The sequence below is a fragment of the Serratia sp. CY81684 genome (assembly GCF_052166595.1).
GTDB classification, from domain to species: domain Bacteria; phylum Pseudomonadota; class Gammaproteobacteria; order Enterobacterales; family Enterobacteriaceae; genus Serratia; species Serratia nematodiphila.
In genome coordinates this window covers 700,658-726,562 of the sequence record NZ_JBJNOO010000003.1, presented here as the reverse complement: position 1 = coordinate 726,562, position 25,905 = coordinate 700,658, and the positions used below count along the sequence as shown (strand labels likewise).

General features: G+C 63.3%; 25 protein-coding genes and 1 tRNA gene. 6 read left to right on the top strand and 20 right to left on the bottom strand.

What is annotated here, in order from left to right; all coding sequences use genetic code 11:
• Positions 1-68: 68 nt before the first annotated feature.
• A complete protein-coding gene (locus ACJ8QF_RS11290) occupies positions 69-1,532 on the top strand; it encodes an AMP nucleosidase (RefSeq protein WP_049188250.1) in 1,464 nt (487 codons plus the stop codon).
• A 36-nt stretch (positions 1,533-1,568) separates the two neighbouring features.
• On the opposite strand, the gene nac is transcribed toward ACJ8QF_RS11290, so the two are convergent.
• Together nac and ACJ8QF_RS11280 are read right to left on the bottom strand one after the other, a co-directional pair.
• Positions 1,569-2,492, bottom strand: coding sequence for a nitrogen assimilation transcriptional regulator NAC (gene nac, locus ACJ8QF_RS11285; RefSeq protein ID WP_015378407.1), 924 nt, complete (start codon positions 2,490-2,492; stop codon positions 1,569-1,571).
• A 51-nt stretch (positions 2,493-2,543) separates the two neighbouring features.
• A complete protein-coding gene (locus tag ACJ8QF_RS11280) occupies positions 2,544-2,768 on the bottom strand; it encodes a hypothetical protein (RefSeq protein WP_126186879.1) in 225 nt (74 codons plus the stop codon).
• 62 nt (positions 2,769-2,830) lie between these two features.
• Between ACJ8QF_RS11280 and ACJ8QF_RS11275 the strand changes: the two genes are divergently transcribed.
• Both ACJ8QF_RS11275 and ACJ8QF_RS11270 read left to right on the top strand, forming a co-directional pair.
• Positions 2,831-2,906 (top strand) — tRNA-Asn (locus ACJ8QF_RS11275).
• 299 nt (positions 2,907-3,205) lie between these two features.
• Entirely contained in the window at positions 3,206-4,069 is an 864-nt protein-coding gene (locus tag ACJ8QF_RS11270) for a hypothetical protein (protein WP_241766752.1), read from the top strand.
• Between the two features lie 81 nt (positions 4,070-4,150).
• Here ACJ8QF_RS11270 and ACJ8QF_RS11265 read toward each other — a convergent pair whose 3' ends face one another.
• Together ACJ8QF_RS11265 and ACJ8QF_RS11260 are read right to left on the bottom strand one after the other, a co-directional pair.
• Positions 4,151-4,591: a DMT family transporter gene (locus tag ACJ8QF_RS11265; protein WP_016927118.1), complete on the bottom strand. Its 441-nt coding sequence runs from the start codon at positions 4,589-4,591 to the stop codon at positions 4,151-4,153.
• A 17-nt stretch (positions 4,592-4,608) separates the two neighbouring features.
• On the bottom strand, positions 4,609-5,127 hold the full coding sequence (locus tag ACJ8QF_RS11260) for a GNAT family N-acetyltransferase (RefSeq protein WP_033632640.1): 519 nt from the start codon (positions 5,125-5,127) through the stop codon (positions 4,609-4,611).
• Positions 5,128-5,165: 38 nt separating this feature from the next.
• On the opposite strand from ACJ8QF_RS11260, the gene ACJ8QF_RS11255 reads away from it, so the two are divergent.
• Positions 5,166-5,735 (top strand): helix-turn-helix domain-containing protein, encoded by a 570-nt coding sequence (locus ACJ8QF_RS11255; protein WP_004940864.1) that lies wholly within the window; start codon positions 5,166-5,168, stop codon positions 5,733-5,735.
• 13 nt (positions 5,736-5,748) lie between these two features.
• Here ACJ8QF_RS11255 and ACJ8QF_RS11250 read toward each other — a convergent pair whose 3' ends face one another.
• From ACJ8QF_RS11250 to ACJ8QF_RS11240, 3 genes are all read right to left on the bottom strand, one after another.
• Entirely contained in the window at positions 5,749-6,042 is a 294-nt protein-coding gene (locus ACJ8QF_RS11250) for a DUF2623 family protein (RefSeq protein ID WP_004940862.1), read from the bottom strand.
• A 130-nt stretch (positions 6,043-6,172) separates the two neighbouring features.
• Positions 6,173-6,760: a nitroreductase family protein gene (locus ACJ8QF_RS11245; RefSeq protein ID WP_015378412.1), complete on the bottom strand. Its 588-nt coding sequence runs from the start codon at positions 6,758-6,760 to the stop codon at positions 6,173-6,175.
• Positions 6,761-6,829: 69 nt separating this feature from the next.
• On the bottom strand, positions 6,830-7,726 hold the full coding sequence (locus ACJ8QF_RS11240; RefSeq protein ID WP_442537520.1) for a LysR substrate-binding domain-containing protein: 897 nt from the start codon (positions 7,724-7,726) through the stop codon (positions 6,830-6,832).
• A gap of 115 nt (positions 7,727-7,841) precedes the next feature.
• Here ACJ8QF_RS11240 and ACJ8QF_RS11235 point away from each other — a divergent pair, with 115 nt between their 5' ends.
• Positions 7,842-8,477: a flavodoxin family protein gene (locus tag ACJ8QF_RS11235; protein WP_033632636.1), complete on the top strand. Its 636-nt coding sequence runs from the start codon at positions 7,842-7,844 to the stop codon at positions 8,475-8,477.
• Positions 8,478-8,485: 8 nt separating this feature from the next.
• On the opposite strand, the gene ACJ8QF_RS11230 is transcribed toward ACJ8QF_RS11235, so the two are convergent.
• From ACJ8QF_RS11230 to ssuD, 8 genes are all read right to left on the bottom strand, one after another.
• Complete coding sequence (locus ACJ8QF_RS11230; RefSeq protein ID WP_442537519.1) at positions 8,486-9,703, bottom strand: acyl-CoA dehydrogenase family protein; 1,218 nt, start codon at positions 9,701-9,703, stop codon at positions 8,486-8,488.
• Positions 9,704-9,720: 17 nt separating this feature from the next.
• Positions 9,721-11,154 (bottom strand): MFS transporter, encoded by a 1,434-nt coding sequence (locus ACJ8QF_RS11225; RefSeq protein WP_004940853.1) that lies wholly within the window; start codon positions 11,152-11,154, stop codon positions 9,721-9,723.
• A 182-nt stretch (positions 11,155-11,336) separates the two neighbouring features.
• Entirely contained in the window at positions 11,337-12,212 is an 876-nt protein-coding gene (locus tag ACJ8QF_RS11220) for a MetQ/NlpA family ABC transporter substrate-binding protein (RefSeq protein WP_004940852.1), read from the bottom strand.
• Between the two features lie 2 nt (positions 12,213-12,214).
• A complete protein-coding gene (locus ACJ8QF_RS11215; protein ID WP_004940850.1) occupies positions 12,215-12,919 on the bottom strand; it encodes a methionine ABC transporter permease in 705 nt (234 codons plus the stop codon).
• On the bottom strand, positions 12,916-13,935 hold the full coding sequence (locus ACJ8QF_RS11210; protein WP_004940849.1) for a methionine ABC transporter ATP-binding protein: 1,020 nt from the start codon (positions 13,933-13,935) through the stop codon (positions 12,916-12,918). The genes ACJ8QF_RS11215 and ACJ8QF_RS11210 overlap by 4 nt, the downstream gene beginning before the upstream one ends.
• A gap of 7 nt (positions 13,936-13,942) precedes the next feature.
• Positions 13,943-15,349: an LLM class flavin-dependent oxidoreductase gene (locus ACJ8QF_RS11205; protein WP_004940847.1), complete on the bottom strand. Its 1,407-nt coding sequence runs from the start codon at positions 15,347-15,349 to the stop codon at positions 13,943-13,945.
• 84 nt (positions 15,350-15,433) lie between these two features.
• Entirely contained in the window at positions 15,434-16,813 is a 1,380-nt protein-coding gene (locus ACJ8QF_RS11200; protein WP_442537518.1) for an FAD/NAD(P)-binding protein, read from the bottom strand.
• Positions 16,813-17,985, bottom strand: a complete 1,173-nt coding sequence (gene ssuD / locus ACJ8QF_RS11195; RefSeq protein ID WP_442537517.1) for an FMNH2-dependent alkanesulfonate monooxygenase — start codon at positions 17,983-17,985, stop codon at positions 16,813-16,815. Before ssuD ends, ACJ8QF_RS11200 begins: the two co-directional genes overlap by 1 nt.
• Positions 17,986-18,264: 279 nt before the next feature.
• On the opposite strand from ssuD, the gene ACJ8QF_RS11190 reads away from it, so the two are divergent.
• Positions 18,265-20,178, top strand: a complete 1,914-nt coding sequence (locus tag ACJ8QF_RS11190) for an aliphatic sulfonate ABC transporter substrate-binding protein (protein WP_442537516.1) — start codon at positions 18,265-18,267, stop codon at positions 20,176-20,178.
• Between the two features lie 84 nt (positions 20,179-20,262).
• Here ACJ8QF_RS11190 and ACJ8QF_RS11185 read toward each other — a convergent pair whose 3' ends face one another.
• The 5 genes from ACJ8QF_RS11185 to ACJ8QF_RS11165 are packed head-to-tail and all read right to left on the bottom strand — an operon-like array spanning position 20,263 to position 25,898.
• A complete protein-coding gene (locus ACJ8QF_RS11185) occupies positions 20,263-21,375 on the bottom strand; it encodes an alkylhydroperoxidase domain protein (protein ID WP_442537515.1) in 1,113 nt (370 codons plus the stop codon).
• Positions 21,372-22,415, bottom strand: a complete 1,044-nt coding sequence (locus ACJ8QF_RS11180; protein WP_015378423.1) for a putative FMN-dependent luciferase-like monooxygenase — start codon at positions 22,413-22,415, stop codon at positions 21,372-21,374. Before ACJ8QF_RS11180 ends, ACJ8QF_RS11185 begins: the two co-directional genes overlap by 4 nt.
• Complete coding sequence (locus tag ACJ8QF_RS11175; RefSeq protein ID WP_049242392.1) at positions 22,412-24,070, bottom strand: dipeptide ABC transporter ATP-binding protein; 1,659 nt, start codon at positions 24,068-24,070, stop codon at positions 22,412-22,414. The genes ACJ8QF_RS11180 and ACJ8QF_RS11175 overlap by 4 nt, the downstream gene beginning before the upstream one ends.
• Positions 24,067-24,957 carry an ABC transporter permease gene (locus tag ACJ8QF_RS11170; protein WP_015378425.1) on the bottom strand — a complete coding sequence of 297 codons (891 nt, stop codon included), beginning with the start codon at positions 24,955-24,957 and terminating at the stop codon, positions 24,067-24,069. The genes ACJ8QF_RS11175 and ACJ8QF_RS11170 overlap by 4 nt, the downstream gene beginning before the upstream one ends.
• On the bottom strand, positions 24,954-25,898 hold the full coding sequence (locus ACJ8QF_RS11165; protein ID WP_004940833.1) for an ABC transporter permease: 945 nt from the start codon (positions 25,896-25,898) through the stop codon (positions 24,954-24,956). The genes ACJ8QF_RS11170 and ACJ8QF_RS11165 overlap by 4 nt, the downstream gene beginning before the upstream one ends.
• Between the last annotated feature and the right edge of the window lie 7 nt (positions 25,899-25,905).

Here is a 25,905-nt window from a genome sequence, read left to right as displayed (position 1 = left end):
CTTCGGCTAACCTGTGACGGTAAAACGCCGCAACCCCGCCACAGAGCCGGGACATCCAAGGAGAAAGTATGAGTTATGCCCCACCTCGCAGCGGCCTCAGCGCCGATCAGGCACTCGATCAACTGGAAGCCCTGTATGACGCCGCGGTAGACGCGCTGCGGCAGGCGGTCAGTGACTTTATCAGCCACGGCACGCTGCCGGACCCGCAGGCGCGCGCCGCCGGGCTGTTCGTGTATCCCGAACTGCGCGTCAGCTGGGACGGGCAGCAATCCGGCCCGAGCAAAACCCGCGCCTTCGGCCGCTTTACCCATCCCGGCAGCTACAGCACCACCGTGACCCGGCCGCAGCTGTTCCGCCACTATCTGGCCGAACAGCTGGCGATGCTGGAACACGATTACGCCGCCCATATCGAAGTGGCGCCGTCGCAGCAGGAAATCCCGTTCCCTTATGTCATCGACGGTTCCAGCCTGGCGCTCGATCGCTCAATGAGCGCCGGCATCGCGCAGCATTTCCCCACCACCGAGCTGGCGCAGATCGGTGACGAGACCGCCGACGGCCTGTACCACGCCACCGACAATCATTTCCCGCTGTCGCATTTCGATGCGCTGCGCGCGGATTTCTCGCTGGCGCGTCTGCGGCACTACACCGGCACGCCGGTGGAACATTTTCAACCGTTTGTGCTGTTCACCAACTACACCCGCTATGTGGACGAGTTCGTGCGCTGGGCCTGCGCGCAGATCGCCGATCCGGCCAGCCCGTACATCGCGCTCTCCAGCGCCGGCGGCACCTACATCACGCCGGAAACCAGCGCCCCGGAGCAGGCGGTGTCCGATCTGGCGTGGAAAAACCACCAGATGCCGGCCTATCACCTGATCTCGCGCACCGGCCAGGGCATCACGCTGATCAACATCGGCGTCGGCCCGTCCAACGCCAAAACCATCTGCGATCACCTGGCGGTGCTGCGCCCGAGCGCCTGGCTGATGATCGGCCACTGCGGCGGCCTGCGCGAAAGCCAGAAGATCGGCGATTACGTGCTGGCCCACGCCTATCTGCGCGACGATCACGTGCTGGATGCGGTGCTGCCGCCGGATATCCCGATCCCGAGCATCGCCGAGGTGCAGCGCGCCCTGTATGACGCCACCAAGATGGTCAGCGGCATGCCCGGTGAAGAGGTCAAACAGCGTTTGCGCACCGGCACCGTCGTCACCACCGACGATCGCAACTGGGAGCTGCGCTATTCCGCTTCGGCGCGCCGCTTCAACCTCAGCCGCGCGGTAGCGGTCGACATGGAGAGCGCCACCATCGCCGCTCAGGGTTATCGCTTCCGGGTGCCGTACGGCACGCTGCTGTGCGTCTCCGACAAACCGCTGCATGGCGAGATCAAACTGCCGGGCCAGGCCAATCGCTTCTACGAAGGGGCGATCTCCGAGCACCTGCAGATCGGCATCTGCGCCATCGATTTGTTGCGCGCCGAGGGCGATCGCCTGCACTCGCGCAAGCTGCGCACCTTCAACGAACCGCCGTTCCGCTAACGGTGCTCAGGCCCGCTGCGGCGGGCCGTTTTTTCCTCAACGCACCAGCGCCAACGCGCGCTTCTCCTGGCTGCGGCCGCCGGCGATCGACAGCAACAGGTCTTTCACCAGCAGCGCCGGGGCGGACAGCCCCTGTTGGCTGGACATGCATAATGACAGCGGCACCGACATCGTCGGCGCATTGATGCGCGCCATCCAGGCCTTGGCCGGGCCGATCATCGCGCGCGCCACCGATTCCGGCAGCACGGTCGCCCCCAGCCCGCTGGCGATCGCGGCGCTCAGCGCGCCCGAGGATTCGATCTCCCCCACCACGTTGGCAGCCAGCTTGCGTAGCGCCATCGCCTCCTCCAGCTGGTTGCGCACCGCATCGCCCTCGCGCGGCAGGAACAGGTTCAGCCGCGCCACGTCCAGCAGCTCGACGCTGTTGCCGGGATGCGGCACCGCGCGCGTCGCCACCAGATAAAGATCTTCCCGCATCAATGCAATGGCGTGCAGCCCGGCGGGCATTTTGGCGCCGTAGACCATCGCCATGTCCAGCGTCTGGTTAGCCACCTGCCCGGCCAACGCCGCGCCGCCGTTTTCATGCAGGCTGAGCAGGATGCCCGGCTGCTGATCGCGCAGGGTCTGCAACAGCGGCAGCGCCAGCTGCGCCGCGGTGCTGCCCGACGCCAGCCCGAGAGACACCTGGCCGCTCATCGCCTGCCCGGCGCTGTTGACCGCGCTCTGCGCCTGTTCGCACTGGCGCAGAATGGTCTGCGCGTGGGCATACAGAATGTTGCCGGCCTCGGTCGGCTGCACCCCGCGCTTGGTGCGGATCAGCAGTTGCTGCTTCAGTTCCCCTTCCAGCGTCGCCAACTGCTGGCTGAGCGCCGGTTGGGCGATGTGCAACACCTCCGCCGCCTGGGTCAGGCTGCCGATATCGACGATTTTCACGAAGTACTTCAGACGTCTGAAATTCATAGTGCCTCCAGCGAGCCGCTAAATTGAGAATGCCGAAATCCGGTCATGCAATCACAGCAAGATCCAGGCCAGAGTCGGTAAACGGCCGTGGAAGCGGGGTACAAGGCGGTAAATGGCCGTTCGCCGGGCGGCGCGCGCCACCGCGCAGGGCAACCGTTGCACCATCGGCAGGCAACGGCGCCGATCAACGGGCAATTCGGCGACGCTGCGCGCGGGATAAGCGACAAAAGCGAGAAAAAGCAGCAGGTTGGGCAATCTTGCAGCAAACGAACGCATCGGGCGTTTTCACGCTTTACAAGCCGCAACCACCCCGCTATTATTCGCCCCGTTACAACGATTCCTCTGTAGTTCAGTCGGTAGAACGGCGGACTGTTAATCCGTATGTCACTGGTTCGAGTCCAGTCAGAGGAGCCATATTTAGAGAAACCCGCTCAGGGAAACCCGAGCGGGTTTTTTGCATCTGTACCGCTGCCCTCCCGTCTCAGCGTCACCCCATCCACAAAAAACGCGAAACCCTCACCTGCGGGTAGAATGGTTTTATCCGTCAATATCCTGAGCCGACAGCGCTAAATATCCGGCCCGAACAATAATTTCTCGCCATAACCGTATTTTTCCCCGTTCCCTGCTTGCATCACGGGTTGAGCGTTGCAGCCAGATACCGGGCTTAGGTATAATTATTGACCGATAATGCACTATTACATGGAGTGTTCGCTGTGAAAAAATTATTGTGTTTATGCCTGCCAATTATTTATTCGTGTAATGTCTATGCAAATGAAAAGGTCTGCCCTGAACATCTCACTTCCATTAATGCTTTCAATAACATGATATTGACGCAAGACTCTTCAGCCAGGAAAATCCCTAAAAAAGTCAGCATGCATATAGAAAGCAAAGATGATTATATAAAGGCTGATACGCAGATGGAGTTCGATGAATGCGGCGCATTGTTAAGCTCACGCAGTAATAAAACCATCAGGTCCCGGATTAATAACAATGTCTTGCTAACCCAGCTCAATGGTGCCATAGATAAAAATCATAAGAACTGGGATTACAACATGACCTTCAAGATGTCGATGATTGAACATGGCAATGCCCAATCGGAACTGATCACACAAAAAATGAGCGGTTCATTCCTGACAGACAGCAATGGAAAAATAATCCGTTCTGAAGACACATCCGATATTTCTGCCGGAAAAAATCAACAATCCGGCAAAGCGATAACCACATTCTCAACAGATGAGGCAGGCAGGCTCTCCGGTTCAAGCCGGGTGAGCACACTGGGAAATGACAGTGGCAACACCGTTTATAGTTATGACGCTAAAAACCGTTTAATAAGGACACTATCAGGCCCAACAACCGGAGATTTTACTTATGATAACGACGATAGAGAGTTAACCAGCAAAGAAGTGATGAAGTCCTTCACCACAGAAACGACCATAACCACCTGTAAAAGTTGGGATAAGTTTGGACGATGCATTAATGCTCAGCAAAACATTTCAATTTTAATTAAAGACGAGAAAAAAAACAGAGATAATGTCTACGACCACGTTGCAGAAATAAAGTATGACTATGTTTACTAGATTGTTATCGGGGGAGTAATCTCCCCCGACAATAGGCAACGTCACTCAAGGCCGGCAGCAAACGGCCAGCAAACGGCGCGCTCAAAAGCTGCGTTTCGCCACCAGATAGGCGCCCGCCACCAGCAATAAGGCGCCGACCAGCGCCGGCAGATTCTCGCGCAGCGCCGCCGGGCCGGCGCGGTAGACGTCCGCCAACAGCCCCATGCACAGCTGGCTGGCGACCAGGATCGAAATGGTGGCCGCCGCCCCCAGCTTCTGGTAACCCAGAATGCCGGCGAACACGAACAGCGATCCCAACAGCCCCGGCAACAGCATCCACCACCTGGCGGCGCCGGTCACTTCCGCCACCGCGCCGAGGCCGTTTTTGGCCAGCAGCAACCCCACCAGCAACAACAAACCGACGCTGGAGTTGATCACCAGCGTAATGAGGATGGTCGAGACGCTTTCGGTAATGCGCACCATCAGCAGATTCTGCACCACCAGCCCCATTCCCGCCGCGATCAGCAGTAACAGCATATTCATCGCCCTGTCTCCCGGGATCAGCGCGCGGGCGGCGTCGCCCGCTCGTCGAGCCTCAGCTGCAGGAACGTCAGATCCAGCCATTGGCCGAATTTGGCGCCCACTTGTTCCATACGCCCCACGTCGCGAAACCCCAGCGCCAGATGCAGCTTAATCGAGGCCTGATTGCCGGATTCGATGCCGGCCACCATCACGTGCTTGCCGATTTCCCGCGCCCGTGCGATCAGCGCCAGCAGCAACGCTTTGCCAATCCCTGCGCCACGATGCGCCTGATGGACATACACCGAATGTTCCACGGTATGGCGATAACCATCCCAGGCGCGCCAGTCGCCGAACGACGCGTAGCCGATCGCCTCGTCCGCGGCGTTTACCGCCACCAGCACCGGGTAGCCCGCCGCCTGCCGCTCGCCGATCCACGCCGCGCGGTTGGCCGCATCCACGGTTTGTTCATTCCAGATGGCGGTGCTGTTCAACACCGCGTCGTTATAGATAGCGGCAATCGCCGCGCTATCGTTGAGCGTCGCATTTCGTATAATCATGGTTTACCCCGGCCAATTGTCCACTATAATACTACGATATGAATATTAAATTAGACAATCTAAATCAGCTGATCGGCGCGCGCATTCGCATTGAACGCGAGGCGCGCCACTGGTCGCTGTCCGATTTGGCCGAACGGGCGGGCGTATCGCGGGCGATGGTGCATAAGATCGAACGCGGCGAGAGCAGTCCGACGGCGATGCTGTTGGGCAGACTGGCGGGGGCGTTCGGCCTCAGCATGTCCAAGCTGATCGCCCGCGCGGAAACGCAGGAAGGCCGGCTGCTGCGCCGGGAAGATCAACCGGTCTGGATCGATCCTGAGAGCGGCTACGTGCGGCGCCACGTGTCGCCGCGCACCGATCTGCCGCTCGATCTGGTGCGCATCGAACTGCCGGCCGGCGCGGCGATCCCGATGCCGGCTTCGGTGTATGCCTTCAAGCGTCAGCTGATCTGGGTTTTATCCGGCGAACTGGTCTTTCTTGAGGGCGACGCGCGCCATGAAATGGCCGAAGGAGACTGCCTGGAGCTCGGCCCACCGGCGGACTGCCGCTTTGAAAACCAAAGCGATGAGGCATGCGTGTATATGGTGGCGGTGCTGAGCGCCGCCTGACGGCTCACCGGCGCTACCCCTGCATCGGCTGGTTATAGCCGGCGTGGAAAAACTTCTCCGCCAACCGGCTGTCGCCGCCGGAGAAGAACTCGCTCATCGGCTCGCGGCCGAGGCCATAGGCGCGGCTGAGCTGCCCGGCCTCGAACGCCGCCCGGTTCTCGTCGCCGCAGCGCTGCGCCAAATGGTGCGCATAGCCGAGCACGAAACCGCGCTTGTAGTCGGAGCAAAAGCGCGACAGCTCCGCCTCCGGCTTCAGGTTCTCCACCTTTAACCCCGCCAACAACCCTTTGCCAAAATGATCTCCCACGGGTTCCTCCTCACCGCACAATCGCTATATAACAAAATATACAACGAATGAGCGAACGCGAACATACTCCCAAAGTTTTACTCGCCGCATAAAAAAGGCCCGCCAAGCGGGCCTGCGAGAAAGCGGGCAATCACAGCGTGAAATTCAGCCCTTCGCTGACGGTCTTGCCGAGCGGCAGACGGCCCGACGGCGCTTCTTTCTCCTGCAGGAAATCCGGCAGGCGGGCTTTGTCGCCCGGCTTGCCGATCGCCACCATAGCGTGCACCGCATAGTCGTCCGGCAGCTGCAACGCCGCTTTGATCTTATCGTGGTGAATGCCGCTCATGCAGTGGGTCAGCCAGCCTTTCAGGTGCGCCTGATGCGCCAGGTTGGCCCAGGCCGCGCCGGTGTCGAACGCATGGGTCGGGTTGTCCACCAGTCGCTCGCCGTTCAGGCTGGTGGTTTTGGAGACGATCACCACCAGCGCCGAGGCGTGTTGCGCCCAGCCGCGGTTGAAGTCGATCAGGAACTCCAGGTAGTTCTCCCAGCTGTCGGAGCCGTGCTTGCTGTAGGCAAAGCGCCACGGCTGAATGTTGTAGGCCGAAGGCGACCAGCGCGCCGCTTCAAAGAAGCTCAGCAGCGTTTGATCGTCGATGGCGTCGTTGGTCATCGCGCGCGGCGACCAGCGCTCGATAAATTGCGCGTCAATCGGGTAATCGGAGATTCTTGGCTGGCTCATGATAGGTTCTCGCAGTGAAGTAAAAACAAAAGTTCGCTGATATTCCCACAGCTTAGGACGGTAAAACTTTTATTTCGTGCCATTGTCCTGCGGCAATTCCTGCTGCAGCCAGGCCAGAAACGCCCTGACCGGCGGATGCCGCTCGCGCCCCGGGGCGCACAGCACGCTGTATGCGGCGCCCGGTACGCGCACCTCCGGCCGGTACGCCACCAACAGACCGTTGTCCACCATCTCGGACACCATCACCGAGCTGGCGAGCACCCATCCCTGCCCGGCCACCGCCGCCTGCAGGGCGTAATGCTCCTCGTGATAGCTGCGCATCGCCGCATGGCGCTGCCACCAGTCCACGCCGGCGGCCCGGCACCAGTCATGCCAGCCGCTGTCGTACAGCGCCGAATCCCCCCACTTGACGGTGATCAGCACCGGGTTTTCCGGCGGAGCGGCGGCCAGCCCCGGCGCGGCGTAGACGCCAAAGCTTTCCTCCAGCCGCGCCGCCTGATGCAGCGCGGGATAATGCGCGCGGCTGTAGCGCACCACCACATCCACGCTGGCGTCCTGCTGCAGGTCGATCACCTCGGCGCAGGCCTCCAGGCGCACCAGATAGTGCGGATGCGCCTGGTAGAAACGCCCCAGGCGCGGCACCAGCCACAGCGCCGCGAACGAGTGCGTGACCGAGACGCATAGCGAGCCGCTGCTGGGCTGCGGCCGCAGGCCCTCAAGCGTGGCGGCGACGTCCAGCAGCGCGCCGTGCACTCCGGCAAACAGCGTTTCGCCCTTCGCCGTCAGCCGCACGCCGCGCGGCACCCGCTCGAACAGCGCAAAACCCAGCTGCTGTTCCAGCGCCTTGATCTGGTGCGAAATCGCCGTCGGCGTCACCGCCAGCTCGGCCGCCGCCAGTTTGAAGCTGCGCAGGCGAGCGGCGGATTCAAAGGTGCGTAACGCGTTGACGGGCAGCGTAGCGAACATGGCGAAGCCTCTTGGGATGAGTTGAGTTCATCCTGGCAGAAAAACCGTCATTTGTCGCCTGCAGACGTTCGCTTCTAGATTAAGGCTGAGTTCACTTCACACCAAGGAGCATGACATGAATACAGCTCATCAATCCAAGCGCCTGGTGGTGCTGGTCGGCAGCCCGCGCCGCGACGGCAACAGCGCCACGCTGGCGCAGGCGATCATGGCGGGCGCCGCCGAAGCCGGCACTTCCGCCAGCCTGCATTTTCTCGACGATTACCTGAGCGGTTTTCTCAGCGATGAACGCCATACGCCGCCGCCGGCCGATCGCTACGCCGAGCTGTTCCTGGAGCACTTCCTGCCGGCCGACGGCGCGGTATTTTGCACGCCGATTTACTGGTATGGCATGTCGGCGCAAACCAAGGCCTTTTTCGATCGCTCGTTCAGCTTCTATTCCAACGCCTACCCTCAGGCGGAACAGGTGCACCAACGCATGAGCGGCAAACGCATCGGGCTGGCGGTGGCGTCGGAAGAAACTTATCCCGGCGCGGCGCTGGGCATCGTGCATCAGATCCAGGAGTTCAGCCGCTACACCCATTCCGCCTTCGTCGGGCTGGTGCACGGCGCCGGCAACCAGCGCGGCGAGATCGCCCGCGATCCGCGCAACCCGCTGCGGGCCGCCCGCGAGTTGGGGCGCGAGTTCTTCACCCGCCCCTACTCGGATTATCAGATGGACAGCCCGCGCAGCACGCAGGTTTGGACGGAATAGCCACGGCCTCAACCGCCACTGCCGATTTGCCAGATAAAGGTCGGCGTATGGCGGTTAATCTCCCAGTCACCGATATTGCGCGCCTTGTAGATCACCGGATTATGTGAAGAGAGCGTGCGCGCATTGCGCCAGTGGCGATCCAACGCCTTGCCGGTACGGGTATCTGAAGCGCCGAGCGCATTGAACAATTCACCGGCGGCGCGCTGCACCCACTCCCCGGCGATGACCTGCGCCCTGGCCGCGTCCAGCTCCGCCGTCACGTTAAGCGCCTGCAGCAGCGCTTCATCGCCGGATCGATGCGCCTCGTAAGCCTGCTGCAGCGAGGAAGTCGCTTTTAGCACCGTCGCCTCGACCGCATAGGCCCAGGCGCTGATTTGCCCCACCACCTGCTGGATCTGCACGTCGTCCTTCACCCAACCGGCGTTGCCGTGGCTATAGATCCTTTTACGTTGCCTCACGCCCTCGCCGACGTCTCGCAGCACCGCGCGGCCGATCCCCGCCAGCGTCGCCAGCAACACATGCTGATAGAACGCAGTTTGGTAGCGGAAGCGCTCGGCAAAGTCATAGACGTGCGCCTGCTCGACCTGCGCATCAATAAAACGCGTGGTGCCGCTGCCGGTAGTTCGCTGGCCAAATCCGTCCCAGTCGTCGTCGCGCTCTACGCCCGGCTGGGCGACGTTCACCAAAGCGATCACCGGGCCGCCGCTGTCGCTGCGCTCGGCATACACGTCGATCCAATCGGCAAACAGACTGCCGGTGCTGTAAAATTTCTCGCCGTTGAGCGACCAGCCGTCGGCCTGCGGCGTTACCCGGGTATTGACCTGCCCCAGCTTCACGCCGCCGATCTCGGTCCAACCGCTGCCGACCAGCTCGCCGTCGAGAAAGCGTTCGAACCAGCGATCGCGCTCCGGGCCGTCCGGCGCGTTCAGCCGATCTTCCACGAAGGCGAAATGCGCCCGCAGCGCCTGCGGCAGGTTAGAGTCCGCCTCCGCCAGTTCGGCCAGCAGTTCGAACAGCTGCGGCAACGAAGCGCCGTCGCCGCCCTTTTCACGCGGGATGCGCACCCTGCCGAACCCCGCCTCTTTCAGCCAACGGATCGGTTCATGCGGCAGCGTGCGCGACAGCTCGCGCTCCACCGCCCCGGCGGCGATTTTGGCGAAGATCGGCCGAAAACGCGCGGCCAGCTGTACGTAGTCTGCTCCGGTGGATAACAGGTGTTGCGTCATGTCAGTGTCCTCTGTGGTTAAGCGCGATCGGCCAGATCGTCGATATCGTGCGCCGTCGGTTCAAAGCGAATGATCAGCAGGAAGACGATGGGGATCGCCGCCGCCAGTGAAACAATCCAAAACATGTCGGTGCCGAAGCGCGCCTGCAAAATCGGCAGAATAAACAGCGCCAGCGCGCTGCCGATACCGGACAGCGAACGGCCGAAACCGACGCCGGTGGCGCGGATCGCCGTCGGGTAAGAGAGCGCGGGGTAAATCATCATCTGCGCGCCGGGGCCGAAACCTTCGGCGAACAGCCATAGGCCCAACATCAGGATCGCCAGCCCAACGCCGAACGCCGCCTGCGGATGCCCGATCAACGCCAGAGCAATCAGCGCGATAAACTGCAGCGCAAATCCGGCGATCGCCACGTGGCGCGACGGATACTTCCATGCCAGACGCATGCCGAGCAGGCCACCGGTAAAGGCGAACAGCACGTTCAGCCCGAGCGAGGCGGAGAGGGTTTCAAACACCCCGGCGCCGAGAAACTGCGCCAGAATCGACGGCAGAAAGAAGGCGATGGCGGTGTATTCAAAGGAAATGCAAACGTTCATCACGCAGGAGACCAGAGTGCGTTCGCGGTACGGCTTGCGGAACAGTACGCGGAAGCTGACCTTCGCCGCCGCCGCCGGTTGGGCGGCGTCAGGTTCCGCCTCATGGGCGGCGATGCCGTATGACTCGCGCAGGATGCGCGCCGCCTCTTTCAAATCGCCCTGGTTAGCGGCCCACAGCGGCGACTCGTTCATAAACTTGCTGCGCACCATGATGATCAGCAGCGCCGGCACCGCGCCGAAAATCAACGAGGCGCGCCACAGCCAGTTCGCATGTTCGGCCGGCAACAGAAAATAGAGCGCAAAGATGATCAGAAAACACATCGACGAAGCGGCGTACCACATCGGGCACCAGGCCGCCAGGCGCGACGCCTTGTTGGCCTTGCCGGAGAATTTGGAGAATTCGGCCAGATAGGCCATCGCCACCGGCAAATCGATGCCGACGCCGATACCCATCAAAAAGCGCGCGCCGATCAGCACCCAGACGTTGGGCGCCAGCCCGGCGGCGATGGCGGAAACCACAAAAAACAGCATATCGGCCATAAACACCTGATAGCGGCCGTACTTGTCGGTCAACCAGCCGCCGACCAGGTTGCCGAGAATGGTCCCGACCATGATCGAAGAAGTTACCACCCCGGTCAGCAGCGGGCTGAGGCTGAATTCACGCACCACGTCATCGATGCCGTAAGACAATGTGGTCAGGTCATAGGCATCGAGAAAAACACCGCCCAGCGCCAACAGCACGATCATGCGCGCATGGGTATTTTTCTCGCTGCGTTGGTTAATCAAACGCGCCACATCGCTGGCCGAGCCGATGGGCGCAGATAACGGCGGCGCGGTATCGATATTTAAGGTACTCATAGTTTCCTCGTTGTAATTGGCAGGTGACACCTCGTTTATAGGGTGAAAAAATTACGCCGACAAACAACAAATATTTCTATAAATATCATTAATATCAATAAATTAATAACAGTTACAGCGTAACAAAAACGCCGGATTAACACGCGTTAATCCGGTCTTTATCACGGCCATTTCGGGCGGGATTATTCTGCCGATACCGGCACCAGCACGCCTTTCACCAGCGGGTCGTCGGTGTTTTTCAGCCACGCCTGCAACCTGGGATCGGCAAACGCCCGCTGCAGCTTGCGAATATTTTCGTCCTGCAGATAGGGTGTGCCAATCACCAGCTGCGAAGCGAAGGTCTTCGGCGCCGGTGGGAACAAGATGCCCTTCTCACGCGGCACCTTGCCGGCGTCGAACTGCGACACATAGCCAATGGCCGCATCTACCGAATTCAGCGCGCGCGGCATGGTCAGCAAATCCAGCTCCTTGAAGTTAAAATGGCGTTTGTTCTCGTGAATGTCTTTCAGCCTGGCGGTGCGCGCCTCGATCGCCGGATCCAGCCCGATCAGTCCAATGCGCTGCAGCAACCACAACGCCTGCCCCTGATTGGCGCCGTCGTTGGGCACCACGATCTCCGCGCCGTCCGGCAACTCGGCGATCGACGTATAGCGGTCGGAATAGATGCCGAACGCCCACTGAAACACCGGCAGCGTCGGGGTCAGCTTAAAACCGTTGGCCTCCACCACCTGCTTTAGCCACCACTGGTGCTGGTAGATCGTGGCGGCGTACTGCCCCTGCGCCACCGCACGATCGGCCTGCACCGGATCCTGCAGGCCAACCGCCTCCAGCCTGAGGCCGTAATCCGGCGCGATATGCTCGCCGACGTACTCGATCACCCGCTGCTCTCCGGCCATCGCCGGCTCAAAGTGCACTTTCAGCGTGCTGCCGAACTGCACCGTCTGCTGCTGGCGGGCGCTGAAGTGCCAAACCGCGGCGGCGATAATCGCCACCGCCGCGATACCCACCGGCCACGGCCAGCGTTTCTTCTTCACTATCTCAAAATCGTGATTAGGCATGATTAAAGGGTTTCCTGATGATGACGCAACGCGGCGACCAGGCGGTCACCAATAAACTGAATCAGTTGGATCGTGGCGATCAGCACCACAATGGTGGCGATCATGATGTGATTGTCGAAACGCTGGTAGCCGTACACCACCGCCAGATAGCCGATGCCGCCCGCGCCAATGGTGCCGGCGATGGCCGAATACTCGATCATCGAGATGACGTTCAGCGTGATGGCGGCGACGATCGCCGGCAGCGCCTCGCTGAGCTGCGCGCGGGTGACTATCTGCCAGATCGAACCGCCGGACACCAGCCCCACCGCCGTCACCTCCGGCGGCAGTTCGCGCAGCGCGTTCTCCACCAGCCGGCCGAAGAATGGAATACCGGCGACGATCATCGGGATCACCGCTGCCGGAATGCCGATGGTGGTGCCGGTCAACCAGAAGGTGAACGGAATAATCGCCGCCATCAGCACCAGAAACGGCAGCGAACGGCCCATGTTCACCAACCAACTCAGCGCGCGATTCAGCGCCGGGCGCGGAAACAAGCCGCGCGATGAGGTGTTGAACAACACCACGCCGACGGCGCCGCCAATCGCCACCACAAACAGCATCACGATGCCGACCATCAGCCAGGTTTCGCCGTAGGCCGGCAGCATCAACCGATGGATCTCGCGCCAGGGTGTGTCCTGGCTCATCACGCTGTCAGACAGATTTTTCATACCGCCTCCTTCAACGCCACCGGCTGTTCCAGCACCTCGGCGAGAATGCCCAACCGCCGCAGCTCGTCCTGCAGTACAGCCACTGAACGCGAACCGCCGCCAAAACGCACCGCAATCTCCAACCGCCCGGCCAGGCTGCCGCCCACCACTTCAACGTGGCCGCCCAACAGATCGATCTGCAGGTCGAGTTGGCGGCTGATGCGGCTGATCCAGTCGGTGGCCGCCGGCTGACGGGCGCAGTAGGTTACCTGCAGCCGCAACGCGGCGTCGGACGCCAGCGTCTTCAGCGGGAACAGCCGGCGGCCCAGCGAGGAATCGGGCGCTGCCAACAGCTCGCGCACCGGCCCTTGCTGCACAATCACGCCGTCGCGGATCTCGGCCACCGCGTCGGCGGCGTCGCGCACCGCATCCATCTCGTGGGTGATCAGGATGATCGACAGGCCATACCGATCGCGCAGCTGTTTAAGCAGGCTGAGAATGGCCCCGGTGGCGTCCGGATCCAGTCCGGAGGTGGCCTCATCCGCCAGCAGCACCGACGGATTCAGCGCCAGCGCGCGGGCGATGCCGACCCTTTGGCGCTGGCCGCCGGACAGCTGCGCCGGGTAAAACGCCGCCTTGTCCGCCAGCCCCACCGCCGCCAGCAGGCTCTTTACCCGCTTGTCGATATCGCGCGGCACCACGCCCAGATAGGTCAACGGCAGCGCTACATTCTGCCAGGCGGTTTTGCGCTGCAGCAGCGCGGAAGACTGGAACACCGTGCCTATCGCCCGCCGCTCCCTGCGCAGCGCCTCGCCCGCAAGCCGCGACAAGTCCTGGCCGTTCACCCGGATACTGCCGCTGCTCGGCCGCTCCAGCAGGCTGATGCATTTCGCCAGCGTCGATTTGCCCGCCCCGCTGGGGCCGACCACGGCGGTAATCGATCCGGCCGGCACCCGCAGCGAAACGCCCTTCAGCACCTCAATCCGGCGCCCGTCCGGCGCGCGGTAAGCCTTGTGCAACTCCTCAATCTCTATCATCGCATCCTCACTTGACGCTCAGTGCATCGGCCAAGGACGCGCCGGCCGGCCAGCGGTAGCCCACCGCCGGGTGCGGCTCCGCCAGGCGCGGCCCCTGATTGAACAATTTTTCTCGCAGAGTGCCCGCCGTGTAGTCGCGCTTGTACGCTCCGCGTTTTTGCAGCTCGGGGATCAGCAGTTCCACCACGTCGGTGAAGGTTTCATGGGTAACGGCGTAGGCCAGATTGAAACCGTCAACATCCGTTTCCTCCACCCACGCCTGCAGCTCGTCGGCCACGGTTTGCGGGCCGCCCACCAACAGCGGGCCGAAACCGCCGATGCCGACCCATTCGGCGATGCCCTGTACTGTCCATTCACGGCTGGGATCGGCGCTGGAGAAAGTTTCCACCGCCGACTGAATGGCATTGGTGTGCAGATGCTTCAGCACCTGATCCGGCTGATACTGGCCGAAATCGATGCCGGTCCAGCCGGACACCAGCGCCAGCGCGCCTTCGTAGCTGGTATAGGATTTGTATTCCCGCCATTTTTCCTGCGCCTGTCGGTCCGTTTCACCGACGATCACCGTCTGCAGGTTGAAGATCAGGATGCTGCGCGGATCGCGCCCGGCCTCGGCGGCGCGGCGGCGGATATCGGCCACGGTTTTTTTCAGCAATGTTTTCGAAGGAGAAGCGACAAACACGCATTCGGCGTGCTCCGCGGCAAACTGCTTGCCGCGGCTGGAAGCGCCGGCCTGATACAGCACCGGCGTGCGCTGCGGCGAAGGCTCGCTCAGATGAATGCCCGGCACCTGGAAGAACTCGCCTTTGTGGTTGATCGGATGAATTTTCGCCGGATCGCTGAAGATGCGCCGCTGACGATCGCGCAAAATCGCGCCGTCTTCCCAACTGCCCTCCAGCAGCTTGTAAACCACCTGCAGGTATTCATCGGCGTAGTCGTAGCGCGCATCGTGATCGGTCTGCGCCCGGTGGCCAATATTGCGCGCGCCGCTCTCCAGGTAAGAGGTGACGATATTCCAACCGATGCGCCCCTTGGTCAGGTGATCAAGCGTCGACAATCTGCGGGCGAAAGGATAAGGGTGCTCGAATGACAGCGAGGCGGTCAGCCCGAAGCCGAGATGTTCGGTAACCAGCGCCATCGGCGTCACCAGCGCCAGCGGATCGTTAACCGGCACCTGCGTCGCCTGACGGATCGCCGCGTCGCCGCTGCCGTTAAGCACGTCGTAAATCCCCAGCACGTCGGCGATAAACAATCCATCGAACTTGCCGCGTTCCAGCAGGCGCGCCAGATCGGTCCAATATTCGAGATCCTTATACTGCCAGGAACGGTCGCGCGGGTGCGCCCACAGCCCCGGCGACTGATGGCCGACGCAGTTCATATCAAAAGCGTTAAGACGAATTTCACGTTGCGATGACATAGCGAGCTCCACAATTATCTGCCGGCCACGGGCGGAGCCGGGCCGGATGGGGGGTCTTAGGGTGTTAAAAACGGGAATGGACGATCAGTTTGCAGCCGGACATCGCGCCAGCAGGTATTGCGCGACGCTTTGGGCGTGTTCCGCCACCTGCGGCAGCCCCATCAGTTCGCCGAAGCGGCCGCGCGCCGCCGGGCCGGCCACCAGCAGGCGCGGGTTGGCAAGGCCGTCGCCGCCGATCGCCTGGCTGTCGGCATTGACCCACAGCCCCAATCCCAGCGGATCGGCGCGCAGCGCCCCCTGCTCCGCCAGCGAACTGAGCAACGGGCTGGCGGCGATCAGGCCGGCATGAGCCGGCCCCGTAGCGATCAGCAGCCGCTGCGCCTGCAGCGCCCGCTCTGCGCCCTGGCGCGGCAGAATCGTCAAGCGCACGCCCTGCGGCGTGGGTTCCGCCCGCCGCAGACGAGCGGCCAATACCTGCAGCGTGCCCGCCGCCTGTTGCTCCGTCAGCAGCGTGCTCACCTGCGGCGCAAGGCGATAGCGGTGCACGTCCCAATAGGCGCGCAGATGCCGCAGAAAGCGCTGCTGTTCGGTCAGCGTCAATGCTTGCCACAGTCGCTGGCCCTGGGCGCGCACCGCGTCCAACACCGCCTGCCACGGCACCCGTTGCCGAGCGGCGCGCGCCACCTCAAGGCGCACCTGCCGCACCCCGTCACGCAGTCCGGATGGCGGGATAAACGACCACGTCGGGTACTCCCCTTCGGCATTGGCACGCGGCAGCAAGCCGTGACGAGAGAACGCGGTAATCGGCCCGCGATGCCCGCGGCGGTGCAACGCCGCCACCGCATCGGCCATCGTCAGCCCGCTGCCGACGATCGCCAACGATTCACCGGGTTCAATCTCATCCAGCGCCCCCTCCGCCCAGGGATTGGCGATCAAACGCGCGTCGCGCGCCAGTTCCGGGGCGATCTGCCGCGGCAGCGCGGGCGGCGGATGGCTGGTCGCCAACACCACATAATCGCCCCACAGCCGTTCGCCGCCGGCGGTGATGACGGACGCGCCCTGCGCCTGCGGCTGCAGGTGCTGCGCCCGATCGCGCAGATGCCGCAAGCGGGCCTGGCCCGACTGCGCCGCCTGATGAAAACGTTCCTCGACATAGCGGCCGAAGGCGCCGCGCTGCGGATAGGCTTTACCGTCGCGCCACAACGCCTGCGGATCGGCCGCCAGCCCGCCGCCCTCGCGGAACCAGCGGTCAAAATCCCCCGCCGGTTCATCCGCCAGCTGCATCCTATCGGCCGGGACGTTGATGCGGTGAGTCGGCTCGGTGGTCGAATACGCCACGCCATAGCCCGGCGCGGCGCGCGGTTCGATCACCGTGACATCCACCGCTCCGCGCGCCAGCTGGATCGCCAGCGCCGCGCCGGTGAAACCGCCGCCGATAACGATAATATGGGCACGCTTCGCCATCAGCCCTCCCGCTGCGCCGGGCCGGGACGACGATCGCCGCCGATGGTTTCGCCAAACGGGCCGGTATTGATCGTGCGAGCCGTCTGATGAATCGACTGCGCCAGCGGCAGCAGCGGCATCACCAGCTCGGCGAAGCGGTGAGCCTCTTCCAGATGCGGATAGCCGGAAAGGATGAAATTGTCGATGCCCAGCGCCTGATACTCGCGTATGCGCGCCGCCACCTGCTGCGGATTGCCCACCAATGCGGTGCCGGCGCCGCCGCGCACCAGGCCGACGCCGGCCCACAGGTTGGGGCCGATGCGCAGACTCTCGCGCGAGCCGCCGTGCAGTTCGCTCATGCGGCGCTGGCCGGTAGAGTCCATACGCGCAAAGATCTGCTGCGCCGCCGCGATGGTGTCGTCATCCAGATGCGCGATCAGTCGCTCGGCCGCCGCCCAGGCTTCGTCTTCAGTTTCGCGCACAATAACGTGCAGGCGAATGCCATAGCTGAGTTTACGCCCCTGCCGCTCGGCGCGCTGGCGCACCGCCGCCAGCTTTTCCGCCACCTGAGCCAGCGGCTCGCCCCAGGTCAGGTAGGTGTCGATCTGCCCGGCGGCGATGTCGATCGCTTCCGACGATGAGCCGCCGAAATAGAGCGGCGGGCCGTTTTCCTGCACCGGCGGGAACAGCAATTCGGCGCCTTCGACGCGAATATGCTTACCGCTGAAATCCACCTTCTCCCCTTGCAACAGCCGTTGATACACCGTGAGAAATTCCTGTGTCACCTCATAGCGTTCGGCATGGCTGAGGAAGATGCCATCCCCTTTGTTTTCCACCGGATCGCCGCCGGTCACCACGTTGATCAGCAGGCGCCCGTCCGACAGCCGGTCCAGCGTCGCCGCCATGCGCGCCGCCAGACTCGGCGGCTGCAGGCCGGGGCGCACCGCCACCAGATAGCGCAACCGGCGGGTGATCGGCGCCAGCGCCGCCGCCACCAGCCAGGAATCCTCGCAGCTTTTACCGGTTGGGATCAGCACGCCGTAATAGCCGAGGTTGTCGGCGGCCAGCGCCACCTGCTGCAAATAAGGCAGGTCCACCGGGCGCCCGCCCTGCGCCGTGCCCAGATAGCGACCGTCGCCGTGGGTCGGCAGAAACCAGAAAACGTTGATGCGATCTTTCACTGACTCAGTCATTTATGCCTTTCCTATATAACTATTTTCATTATTTATCGATAGAAAAACTTTGCTTGGTTATAAAAAGAAAAGCAGGATGCGTGCCACATTGCAGATTTAAAAAAACCAATGCATATCAATATATTGATGAGATATCGACGTCAAAACGCTGCTGCATTGGCAGCAGGCGGCGGCGGAAAGCTGTTGCCAATGCAGCACCGTGCGCCTTTTATCCTCTCGCGGCAGCTCATTGGCTGGGATAAGATTTTTTTCCCCATCGCCGTCAGACAGGAGACGCCCATGTACGATCCCCAACCGTTCGCCGCCGACAAACCGGTGCTGATCGATCCGGCGTCGCTCGCTCTGCAAAGCGTGCTCGATCGGCTGGCTCCCACCGACGCCACCGTGCTGATCGTCGGTGAAACCGGCACCGGCAAAGAAGTGGTGGCGCGCTATCTGCACCACCACAGCGCGCGCCGCCATCAACCTTTCCTGGCGGTCAACTGCGGCGCGCTGACGGAAAGCCTGGCGGAAGCCGAACTGTTCGGCCATGAGAAAGGCGCCTTCACCGGCGCCGTCGGCACTCATCAGGGCTGGTTCGAAGCGGCGGAAGGCGGCACCCTGCTGCTGGACGAGATCGGCGAGCTGAACCTGTCGCTGCAGGTCAAGCTGCTGCGCGTGCTGCAGGAGCGGGAGATCACCCGCGTCGGTTCGCGCAAACCGCTGAAGATCGATGTGCGGGTCATCGCCGCCACCCACGTCGATCTGGCCGGCGCGATTCGCCAACGGCGGTTCCGTGAAGATCTCTATTACCGCCTGAACGTGGCGGCGGTGACTTTACCGCCCTTGCGCCAGCGGCCGGACGATATTCCGGTGCTGGCCAGACATTTTCTTGCGCTGTACGCCCGCCGTCTGGAACGGCCACTGCCGCGGTTGACGGCGGAAGCGCAGCAGACGCTGCTGGACTACCCTTGGCCCGGCAACGTGCGCGAGCTGGAGAACACACTGCATAATGCGGTTTTGCTGAGCCAGGAGGGGGCGATCGCCCCGCAGCAACTGCAGCTCACCCATCGCCTGACGGATAACGACAGCGGCGGCGATGACGCCATCGATCGCTTTGTGCAGCAGCAGTTGCAAGGCGACAGCGCGCAGCTTTACCAACGGGTGCTGGATGCGCTGGTGCGCAACGCCTTCGAACGCAGCGGCGGCAACCAGCTGCAAGCGGCGTCGTTGCTCGGCGTCAGCCGCAATACCCTGCGCACCCATTTGGCGCATCTTGGTCTGATCAAACCGCGCCGCCGCAGCGCCGGCGCCCCCTCACATTCACCGGCCATCAGCGCAGCGCCGCTGCCCGAACGCGAACTGCGCATCGGCTATCAAAAGTTCGGCAACCTCGGGGTGCTCAAGGCGCGGCAAAGCCTGGAACAGCTCTTCGCCACACAGCGCATCAGCGTGCTGTGGAGCGAGTTTCCCGCCGGGCCGCAGCTGCTGCACGCGCTCGACGGCGATGAGATAGACTTCGGCACCACCGGCGAAGTGCCGCCGATCTTCGCCCAGGCACAGGGCAATGCGCTGGTGTACGTCGGTTTTGAGCCGCCGGCGCCGCAGAGCGTGGCGATGGTGGTGCCGCAAGACAGCCCGATACGCAGCGCCGCCGATCTGCGCGGCAAACGCATCGCGCTCAACAAAGGCTCTAACGTGCACTATTTATTGCTGCAGATGCTGGACGAACAGGGATTGACGTTGAACGACGTGCGTATCGTCTACGCGCCGCCGAAGTATCCGCTGTCGGCGACCGATCTGCAGGCGGTGGATGCCTGGATGATGTGGGATCCGCTGCTCAGCGACGCGCAACGCAACGGGGAACTGCGCGTGATCGCCGACGGCACCCAGCGGGTGCTCAATCAGCAATTCTACCTGGCGCGCCGCGACTTCGCCGAGCGCTCGGGCGATCTGTTGCAGCCGCTGATGCAAGCATTGCAGCACACCGGCCGCTACATCACTGCGCAGCCGAGAGAAGCCGCTCGTCACCTTTCCAACGAACTGGGGCTGGCGAGCGCCTCGCTGGAACTCGCGCTGTCGCGCCGCAGCCACGAGATCCGCGCCATGGATTTGCAGGTGATCCGCCAGCAGCAAAGCATCGCCGACCGCTTCTACGCCCTCGGGCTGCTGCCCAGAGCGATCGCCGTGCGCGAGGCGGTCTGGCCGCTGTGATCCCCTGCCGAAAGCGCCGACGCCAGATGTCCGGCGGATCCCGGGCGGCAGCCGACAATGCCGCCGCCTGAAAGAGGGCAGAGATCAGAGATAAGGTTCGCCCAGCGTCAACATCAACCGGTTGGCCCAGGCGAAAAACGCCGTCGCCTGCACCAAATCCAACAGCGCCAGCTCATCCAGGCCCTGAGCGCGCAACGCCGCCAGTTGCCCGGCGTCAGCCTGCGGCGGCGTGGCGGATAGCGCGGCGGCAAAGGTTATCTGCGCTTGCCAGGCGTCATCCTGCCCCTGGCTCAACGCGCCGCCCGGCGCCACCGCCAGCAACCGATCTATCTCGGCTTCGCGCTTCGACAGCTGCGCCGCCTTGCGCGCATGCACTGAGGCGCAGTAGATGCAGCCGTTCACCTTGCTGGCGACCGTCGCCGCCAACTCGCGATCCTGCCGCGACAGCCCGCCGGGGGTATAAAAAATCGCCCGGTCCGCCAGCGTGCGTTGTTCCAGCACCGGATGGTTGCGCGCCAACAGGCGGAAGTAATCGGAATCAGCGTGGCCAAACCGCTCTAGCAACGCCCGGCCGGCGTCATCGAATTCCGCCAACGGCTTGGCGGCGATCCACGGCTCCCACCCCAGTTCTTGCCGGGTAAACGCCGGCGGCGCGTGACGGCCGCCTCGCGTCGCGCTCTCCGTTCGCCAGCGGCCGGCCGTTACCGGCTGATGCGCCGCAGCGTCGTCCGTCTTGCCGCCCAACAACCGGTAGCCCCGCAGCAAGCGGCTTTGGAAACTGACAAAGGCGATTAACTGCGACAATGTGACGATGGCGTCCAGCGACCAGCCGGCCTGCCGCAGCGCCTGCAAGTGCTGGGCGTTGGCGTTGGCCGGTTGAAACGCCAAACGTTCTGCATGCGCCAACGCCGCCGGCAGCCGCTCGTCTTCCGGCGCTTCGTCCTGACGTTCCAGCAGAGCAGCGTAATGCGCGGCCAAGCGCGGCTCGCCATGCCATTCACTGATGCGCTGAGCCAACCGCAGCCGCTGCGCCAGCGGGAAATCGCCGGCGTCCGCAGGCGCAAACAGCGCCAGATAGCTGGACTGAACGGCATCGGTCGCCGCCTGCCGGGTGGCTCTGGCCTGCGCCAGCGTGGAATCCGGCGCAATCTCGGCCAGTTCGGCCAGCAGATCGACCTGGTGCGGTAATGTCGTCATAGCTTTTCCTCAACGTGATATTCATAAGCAACGGCGGGCGTGCCGCGCCGCCAGCCCAGTTCAGGGGCCACGTGGCGGGCGATAAGATCGATAGAACGCAGAATATGGGCGTGCGGCGGGTCGATGGAGTGCACCTGAAACGCCAGATCGGTGACGCGCGCCAGCGCGCTGTCCCGTTGCAGCGAGGCTATCACCTGATCTGGCGTGCCCAAGTGCACGTCGAAAGCGCGGATCAGGCCGTCGAGCGACGTATCGGCCAACCGGTGGCCGCTGGCGCGCATCCGCTCCAGCCCACGGCTCAACCCGGCCGTGGCGAAGTCGCGTGCCTGCTGGCCGTTCTCGCTGACAAACGCAGTGCGCGACCCCATGATGCGCGGCGCCACCCCTGGCGGCAGCGCCGCCAGATAAGCGTCAATGATCGGATTCTGCAGTTCGTCCAGCGGCAGGTCAGGCGCGTCCGCCGGGCGCGGCTGCGTGCGCGACAGCATCAGGCCGTCACCGGCGCGGCCGGCCCGTTCGCCCCCTTCCACCGAGAACGTGGCCTGCCAGACGCGCTGCGCCAGCTGCGGCGCCGCCGGGTACAGCCGGTTGTCTTCGCCGCCCAACGCCTCTCCGCGCCAGGCGCTCAGCAACGTGCGCAAATTCTCGGCGAATGCCGTGTTGCGCTGCCCGGCGTCGAGACCGAAAGCGGCGAAAGAAGACGGCGTGCCGCCGCCGGCCACGCCCACCTCCAGTCTGCCGTCGGACAACAGATCCAGTACCGCAGTGTCTTCCGCCACCCGCAGCGCCGACTCCATCGGCAACGTGATCACCCCGGTGCCCAGCCGGATACGGCGGGTGCGTGCCGCCGCCTGCGCCAAAAACACCAGCGGTGATGGCAGACCGCCCTCATCGGCATGAAAGTGGTGCTGCGCCACCCAGGCGGTGTCGAACCCGGCTCGTTCGGCGTGCACGATCTGTTCGGTCGCCAGCCGGTAGCGCTCCTGCGCGCTGCCCTGATCCAGCAATCGGGTGAAGAAACCGAGTCTTTTTCCGCTCATATCGCCTCCTCGAATTTTGGCTGTCCGGCATGCGATGCGCGGCCGGGAATGGCGGCGATCAATTGGCGGGTGTAATCGCTCCCCGGCATGGCGAACAACTCGGCGGTGGCGCCGCCGTCTACCCGTTCACCGCGGTGCAATACCGAAACGCTGTGCGAAATCCGCCGCACCGTCGCCAGATCGTGAGAAATAAACAGGTAGGTCAGGTCCCGCTCCTGCTGCAACTCTTGCAACAAATGCAGGATCTGCGACTGCACCGTGACGTCGAGCGCCGACGTGGCCTCATCCAATACCAATATTTGCGGTTGCAGCACCAGCGCGCGGGCAATCGCCACCCGCTGACGCTGGCCGCCGGACAGTTCGTGCGGCCTGCGGTTCAGCAAATCGGGCGGCAGCGCGACCCGTTCGAACAGCTCACGCACCCGCCGATCTCGCTCCGGTTTGCCGATCGGCGCGAAATTCAGCAGCGGTTCTTCAATCACCCGATAAAGAGTCTGTTTGGGATCGAGCGAGCCGAACGGATTCTGATAAACCAGCTGAATGCGCTGCCGAAACTGACGCAACGCTTCGCCCCTGAGACCGATAACATTGACGCCGTCGATCAGGACCTGCCCGGCATCCGGCCGCTCGAAGCCCAGCAGGCAACGCGCCAGCGTGCTTTTGCCCGACCCGGACTCTCCCACCAACGCATGGGTGGTACCGCGCGGCACGCTGAATGACACGCGATCCAGCGCGCGGAACCCCTGGCCGCCGGACAGCCGAAAATCCTTAACCAGCGCCTGAACCACGATCGCCGGCGGCTGCCCGCTGCGTTTCGGCGGCGGCGCAACGGCGCCGCTCAATGAAGGCGCATCGGCTAACAGTTTACGGGTGTATGCGCTGGCAGGCGCGCGCAGTACCTCGGCGGTAGCCCCCTGTTCCTGCACCCGGCCGTGGCGGAACACCAGCAGCCGATCGGCGCGTTCCGCCGCCACGCCCAAATCGTGCGTCACCAGCAGCACTGCAGTGCCGAATTCGCGCCGCAGCTCGTCGATCAGATCGAGAATGCGTTTTTGCACCGTCACGTCCAGCGCGCTGCTCGGTTCGTCGGCAATGATCAACGCCGGCTGCAGCGCAATGGCGATGGCGATCAATACCCGCTGCTTCATGCCGCCGGAAAGTTGATGCGGAAACTGGCGCGCCCGCAGTTCCGGGTGCGTCAGCCCGACGCGGGTCAGCAGTTCCGTCACCCGCTGTTGTACCTGCCCGCGCGGCAACCGGCGGTGAATATTGACGATCTCCGCCACCTGCTCGCCGATGGTTTTTACCGGGTTGAGCGAGCTGGCGGGATCTTGCGGGATCAGGCTGATTTGCGCCCCTCTCACCGCATCCAGACGCCGCGATGACCAGCCGGCGATATCGGTGCCGTGCAGCCGGATGGCGCCCTGTTCAAGGTGGCCGTTGTCGGCCAGCAAGCCGATGATCGCCTGCGCCGTGGTGGTTTTGCCGGAACCGGATTCGCCAACCAGCGCCACCACTTCCCCCGGCTCAATCGTGAACGACACCTCATGCACCACCCTTCGCCTGCCTTCGTTGCCCTGATAGGCGATGGAAACCTTGTCCAGCGCCAGTACCGGCGGCCGCGCCGCCCGTTGCCATGCCGCTTGCATGCTCATCGCGCTTTTCCTCCCAGCGAACGGCTGATGCGGTTAGCCGCCAACACCACCGCCACCACCACCATGCCCGGGAAGGTGGTCAGCCACCAGGCGGTGGAAATGTAGTTGCGCCCTTCGGCGATCAGCAGCCCCCATTCCGGGGTTGGCGGCGGAGTGCCGTAACCGAGGAAGCTCAGGGTGGCGATCGCCAGGATCGCACTGCCGAACTGCAGCGCCGAGAAGGCGATCACCGAAGTCAGCGAGTTCGGCAGGATATGCCGCCACAGCACCGCCCAAAAGCTGCCGCCGCTGCCGTAAGCCGCTTCAACGTAATCGCTGTGCCGCACTCGCACCACTTCCGCCCGTGCCAGACGGGCAAAGTTGGCAACCGAAGTGACGCCCACGGCGATGGCGGCGTTGACCGTACCGAAACCAAGCAGGATGATAATGCTCAGCGACAGCAGCAGGCCGGGGATCGACAGCAGCACATCGACGACGCGCATCACCGCGTCGTCCGCCACGCCGCCCAACGCGCCGGCGATCAGGCCGAGCGCGGTGCCGAACACCAACCCCAGCGCCACCGCCACTACCGCGCCGGCCAGGGTTTGCGACGCGCCGTACACCATGCGCGCATACAGGTCGCGTCCCAGTTGATCGGTGCCAAGCCAATGAGCACCGCCGGGCGCCAGTCGCTGCGCGCCGGCAATGCCTTCGGTGCCGCTGTAGGCGGTAAACAGCTGCGGCGCCAACGCCCACAGCACCACCAGCGCAATGACCGCCCAGGCCAGCAAAAGCGTCAGGGGGACACGGCGGCGGCTCGAACGACTGGCGGGCAGCGCGCCTTCACTTTCAGCGCCGGACAGATCGCGCTCCGGAACCGTGGCTTTTTCAAAGGAGATACTGCTCATAGGGATGCTCCTGCCTGGGTTTTCAGCCGCGGATCCAGCAGCGGGAACAGCAGATCCACCAGCAAGTTGATGATGACGAAAGCGGCGGCCGAGATCAGCACTATCGCCTGCAGCACCGCCACGTCCTGATTGACCACCGCTTGCTGGGTCAATTGCCCCAGGCCGCTGCGGCCAAACACGGTTTCGGTGATCAGCGCCCCGGCGATCAGTTCGCCGAACAGCATGCCGGCGATGGTCAGCGCCGGCAGCATGGCGTTGCGCGCCACATGCCGCCACAGCACCCCGCTGCGGCTGGCGCCCTTGGCCCGCGCCACCGCGACGAACGGCTGGGTTTGCACCGCATCGATGCTGCGGATCAGAATTTGCGCCAGCGGCGCGGAGATCGGCAGCGCCAGCGTCGCGATCGGCAAAATCACCCCCTGCCACTCGCCGGGGTTAATGATCGGGATCAGCTTCAGGCGGAACGAAAAGAGCTGAATCAGCACAATGCCCAGCCAGAAGGTGGGTACTGAAACGAACAGCGACGGCAGCATCTGCAGCGCCGAACGCAGCCAGCCGAAGCCGGTCAGGTTGGAAACAAAAGCGATAATCAGCGCCAGCAGCAACGCCACCGCAAAGCCCAGCACCGCCAACTGCAGCGTGGCGGGCAGATTAGCCGCCAGCAGCGCGGTAACCGGCACCCCGGCCTGCATTGAGAAGCCCAGATCGCCATGCAGCACGCTGCCCAGGGTATGCAGATACTGCCGCCACAGGGGGACATCCGCGCCATAGGCCGCGCGCATGTCGGCGATCTGCGCCGGACTCAGCCCCATGTCCGGGTTCTGGAATTTGATCAGGATCGCATCGCCCGGCAGCACCTGCAGCAGGATGAACGACAGGGTAAAGGCCGCCCACAGCACCAATGCCGCCTGCCCGATGCGCCCCGCCAGATATCGCTTCATGGCGCCC

Excerpts from the sequence above, each read along its gene's own strand:
- ACJ8QF_RS11290 (WP_049188250.1), top strand. The coding sequence starts at position 69 with ATGAGTTATGCCCCACCTCGCAGCGGCCTCAGCGCCGATCAGGCACTC.
- nac (WP_015378407.1), bottom strand. The coding sequence starts at position 2,492 with ATGAATTTCAGACGTCTGAAGTACTTCGTGAAAATCGTCGATATCGGC.
- ACJ8QF_RS11280 (WP_126186879.1), bottom strand. The coding sequence starts at position 2,768 with ATGCGTTCGTTTGCTGCAAGATTGCCCAACCTGCTGCTTTTTCTCGCT.
- ACJ8QF_RS11265 (WP_016927118.1), bottom strand. The coding sequence starts at position 4,591 with ATGAATATGCTGTTACTGCTGATCGCGGCGGGAATGGGGCTGGTGGTG.
- ACJ8QF_RS11260 (WP_033632640.1), bottom strand. The coding sequence starts at position 5,127 with ATGATTATACGAAATGCGACGCTCAACGATAGCGCGGCGATTGCCGCT.
- ACJ8QF_RS11255 (WP_004940864.1), top strand. The coding sequence starts at position 5,166 with ATGAATATTAAATTAGACAATCTAAATCAGCTGATCGGCGCGCGCATT.
- ACJ8QF_RS11245 (WP_015378412.1), bottom strand. The coding sequence starts at position 6,760 with ATGAGCCAGCCAAGAATCTCCGATTACCCGATTGACGCGCAATTTATC.
- ACJ8QF_RS11240 (WP_442537520.1), bottom strand. The coding sequence starts at position 7,726 with ATGTTCGCTACGCTGCCCGTCAACGCGTTACGCACCTTTGAATCCGCC.
- ACJ8QF_RS11235 (WP_033632636.1), top strand. The coding sequence starts at position 7,842 with ATGAATACAGCTCATCAATCCAAGCGCCTGGTGGTGCTGGTCGGCAGC.
- ACJ8QF_RS11230 (WP_442537519.1), bottom strand. The coding sequence starts at position 9,703 with ATGACGCAACACCTGTTATCCACCGGAGCAGACTACGTACAGCTGGCC.
- ACJ8QF_RS11225 (WP_004940853.1), bottom strand. The coding sequence starts at position 11,154 with ATGAGTACCTTAAATATCGATACCGCGCCGCCGTTATCTGCGCCCATC.
- ACJ8QF_RS11220 (WP_004940852.1), bottom strand. The coding sequence starts at position 12,212 with ATGCCTAATCACGATTTTGAGATAGTGAAGAAGAAACGCTGGCCGTGG.
- ACJ8QF_RS11215 (WP_004940850.1), bottom strand. The coding sequence starts at position 12,919 with ATGAAAAATCTGTCTGACAGCGTGATGAGCCAGGACACACCCTGGCGC.
- ACJ8QF_RS11210 (WP_004940849.1), bottom strand. The coding sequence starts at position 13,935 with ATGATAGAGATTGAGGAGTTGCACAAGGCTTACCGCGCGCCGGACGGG.
- ACJ8QF_RS11205 (WP_004940847.1), bottom strand. The coding sequence starts at position 15,349 with ATGTCATCGCAACGTGAAATTCGTCTTAACGCTTTTGATATGAACTGC.
- ACJ8QF_RS11200 (WP_442537518.1), bottom strand. The coding sequence starts at position 16,813 with ATGGCGAAGCGTGCCCATATTATCGTTATCGGCGGCGGTTTCACCGGC.
- ssuD (WP_442537517.1), bottom strand. The coding sequence starts at position 17,985 with ATGACTGAGTCAGTGAAAGATCGCATCAACGTTTTCTGGTTTCTGCCG.
- ACJ8QF_RS11190 (WP_442537516.1), top strand. The coding sequence starts at position 18,265 with ATGTACGATCCCCAACCGTTCGCCGCCGACAAACCGGTGCTGATCGAT.
- ACJ8QF_RS11185 (WP_442537515.1), bottom strand. The coding sequence starts at position 21,375 with ATGACGACATTACCGCACCAGGTCGATCTGCTGGCCGAACTGGCCGAG.
- ACJ8QF_RS11180 (WP_015378423.1), bottom strand. The coding sequence starts at position 22,415 with ATGAGCGGAAAAAGACTCGGTTTCTTCACCCGATTGCTGGATCAGGGC.
- ACJ8QF_RS11175 (WP_049242392.1), bottom strand. The coding sequence starts at position 24,070 with ATGAGCATGCAAGCGGCATGGCAACGGGCGGCGCGGCCGCCGGTACTG.
- ACJ8QF_RS11170 (WP_015378425.1), bottom strand. The coding sequence starts at position 24,957 with ATGAGCAGTATCTCCTTTGAAAAAGCCACGGTTCCGGAGCGCGATCTG.
- ACJ8QF_RS11165 (WP_004940833.1), bottom strand. The coding sequence starts at position 25,898 with ATGAAGCGATATCTGGCGGGGCGCATCGGGCAGGCGGCATTGGTGCTG.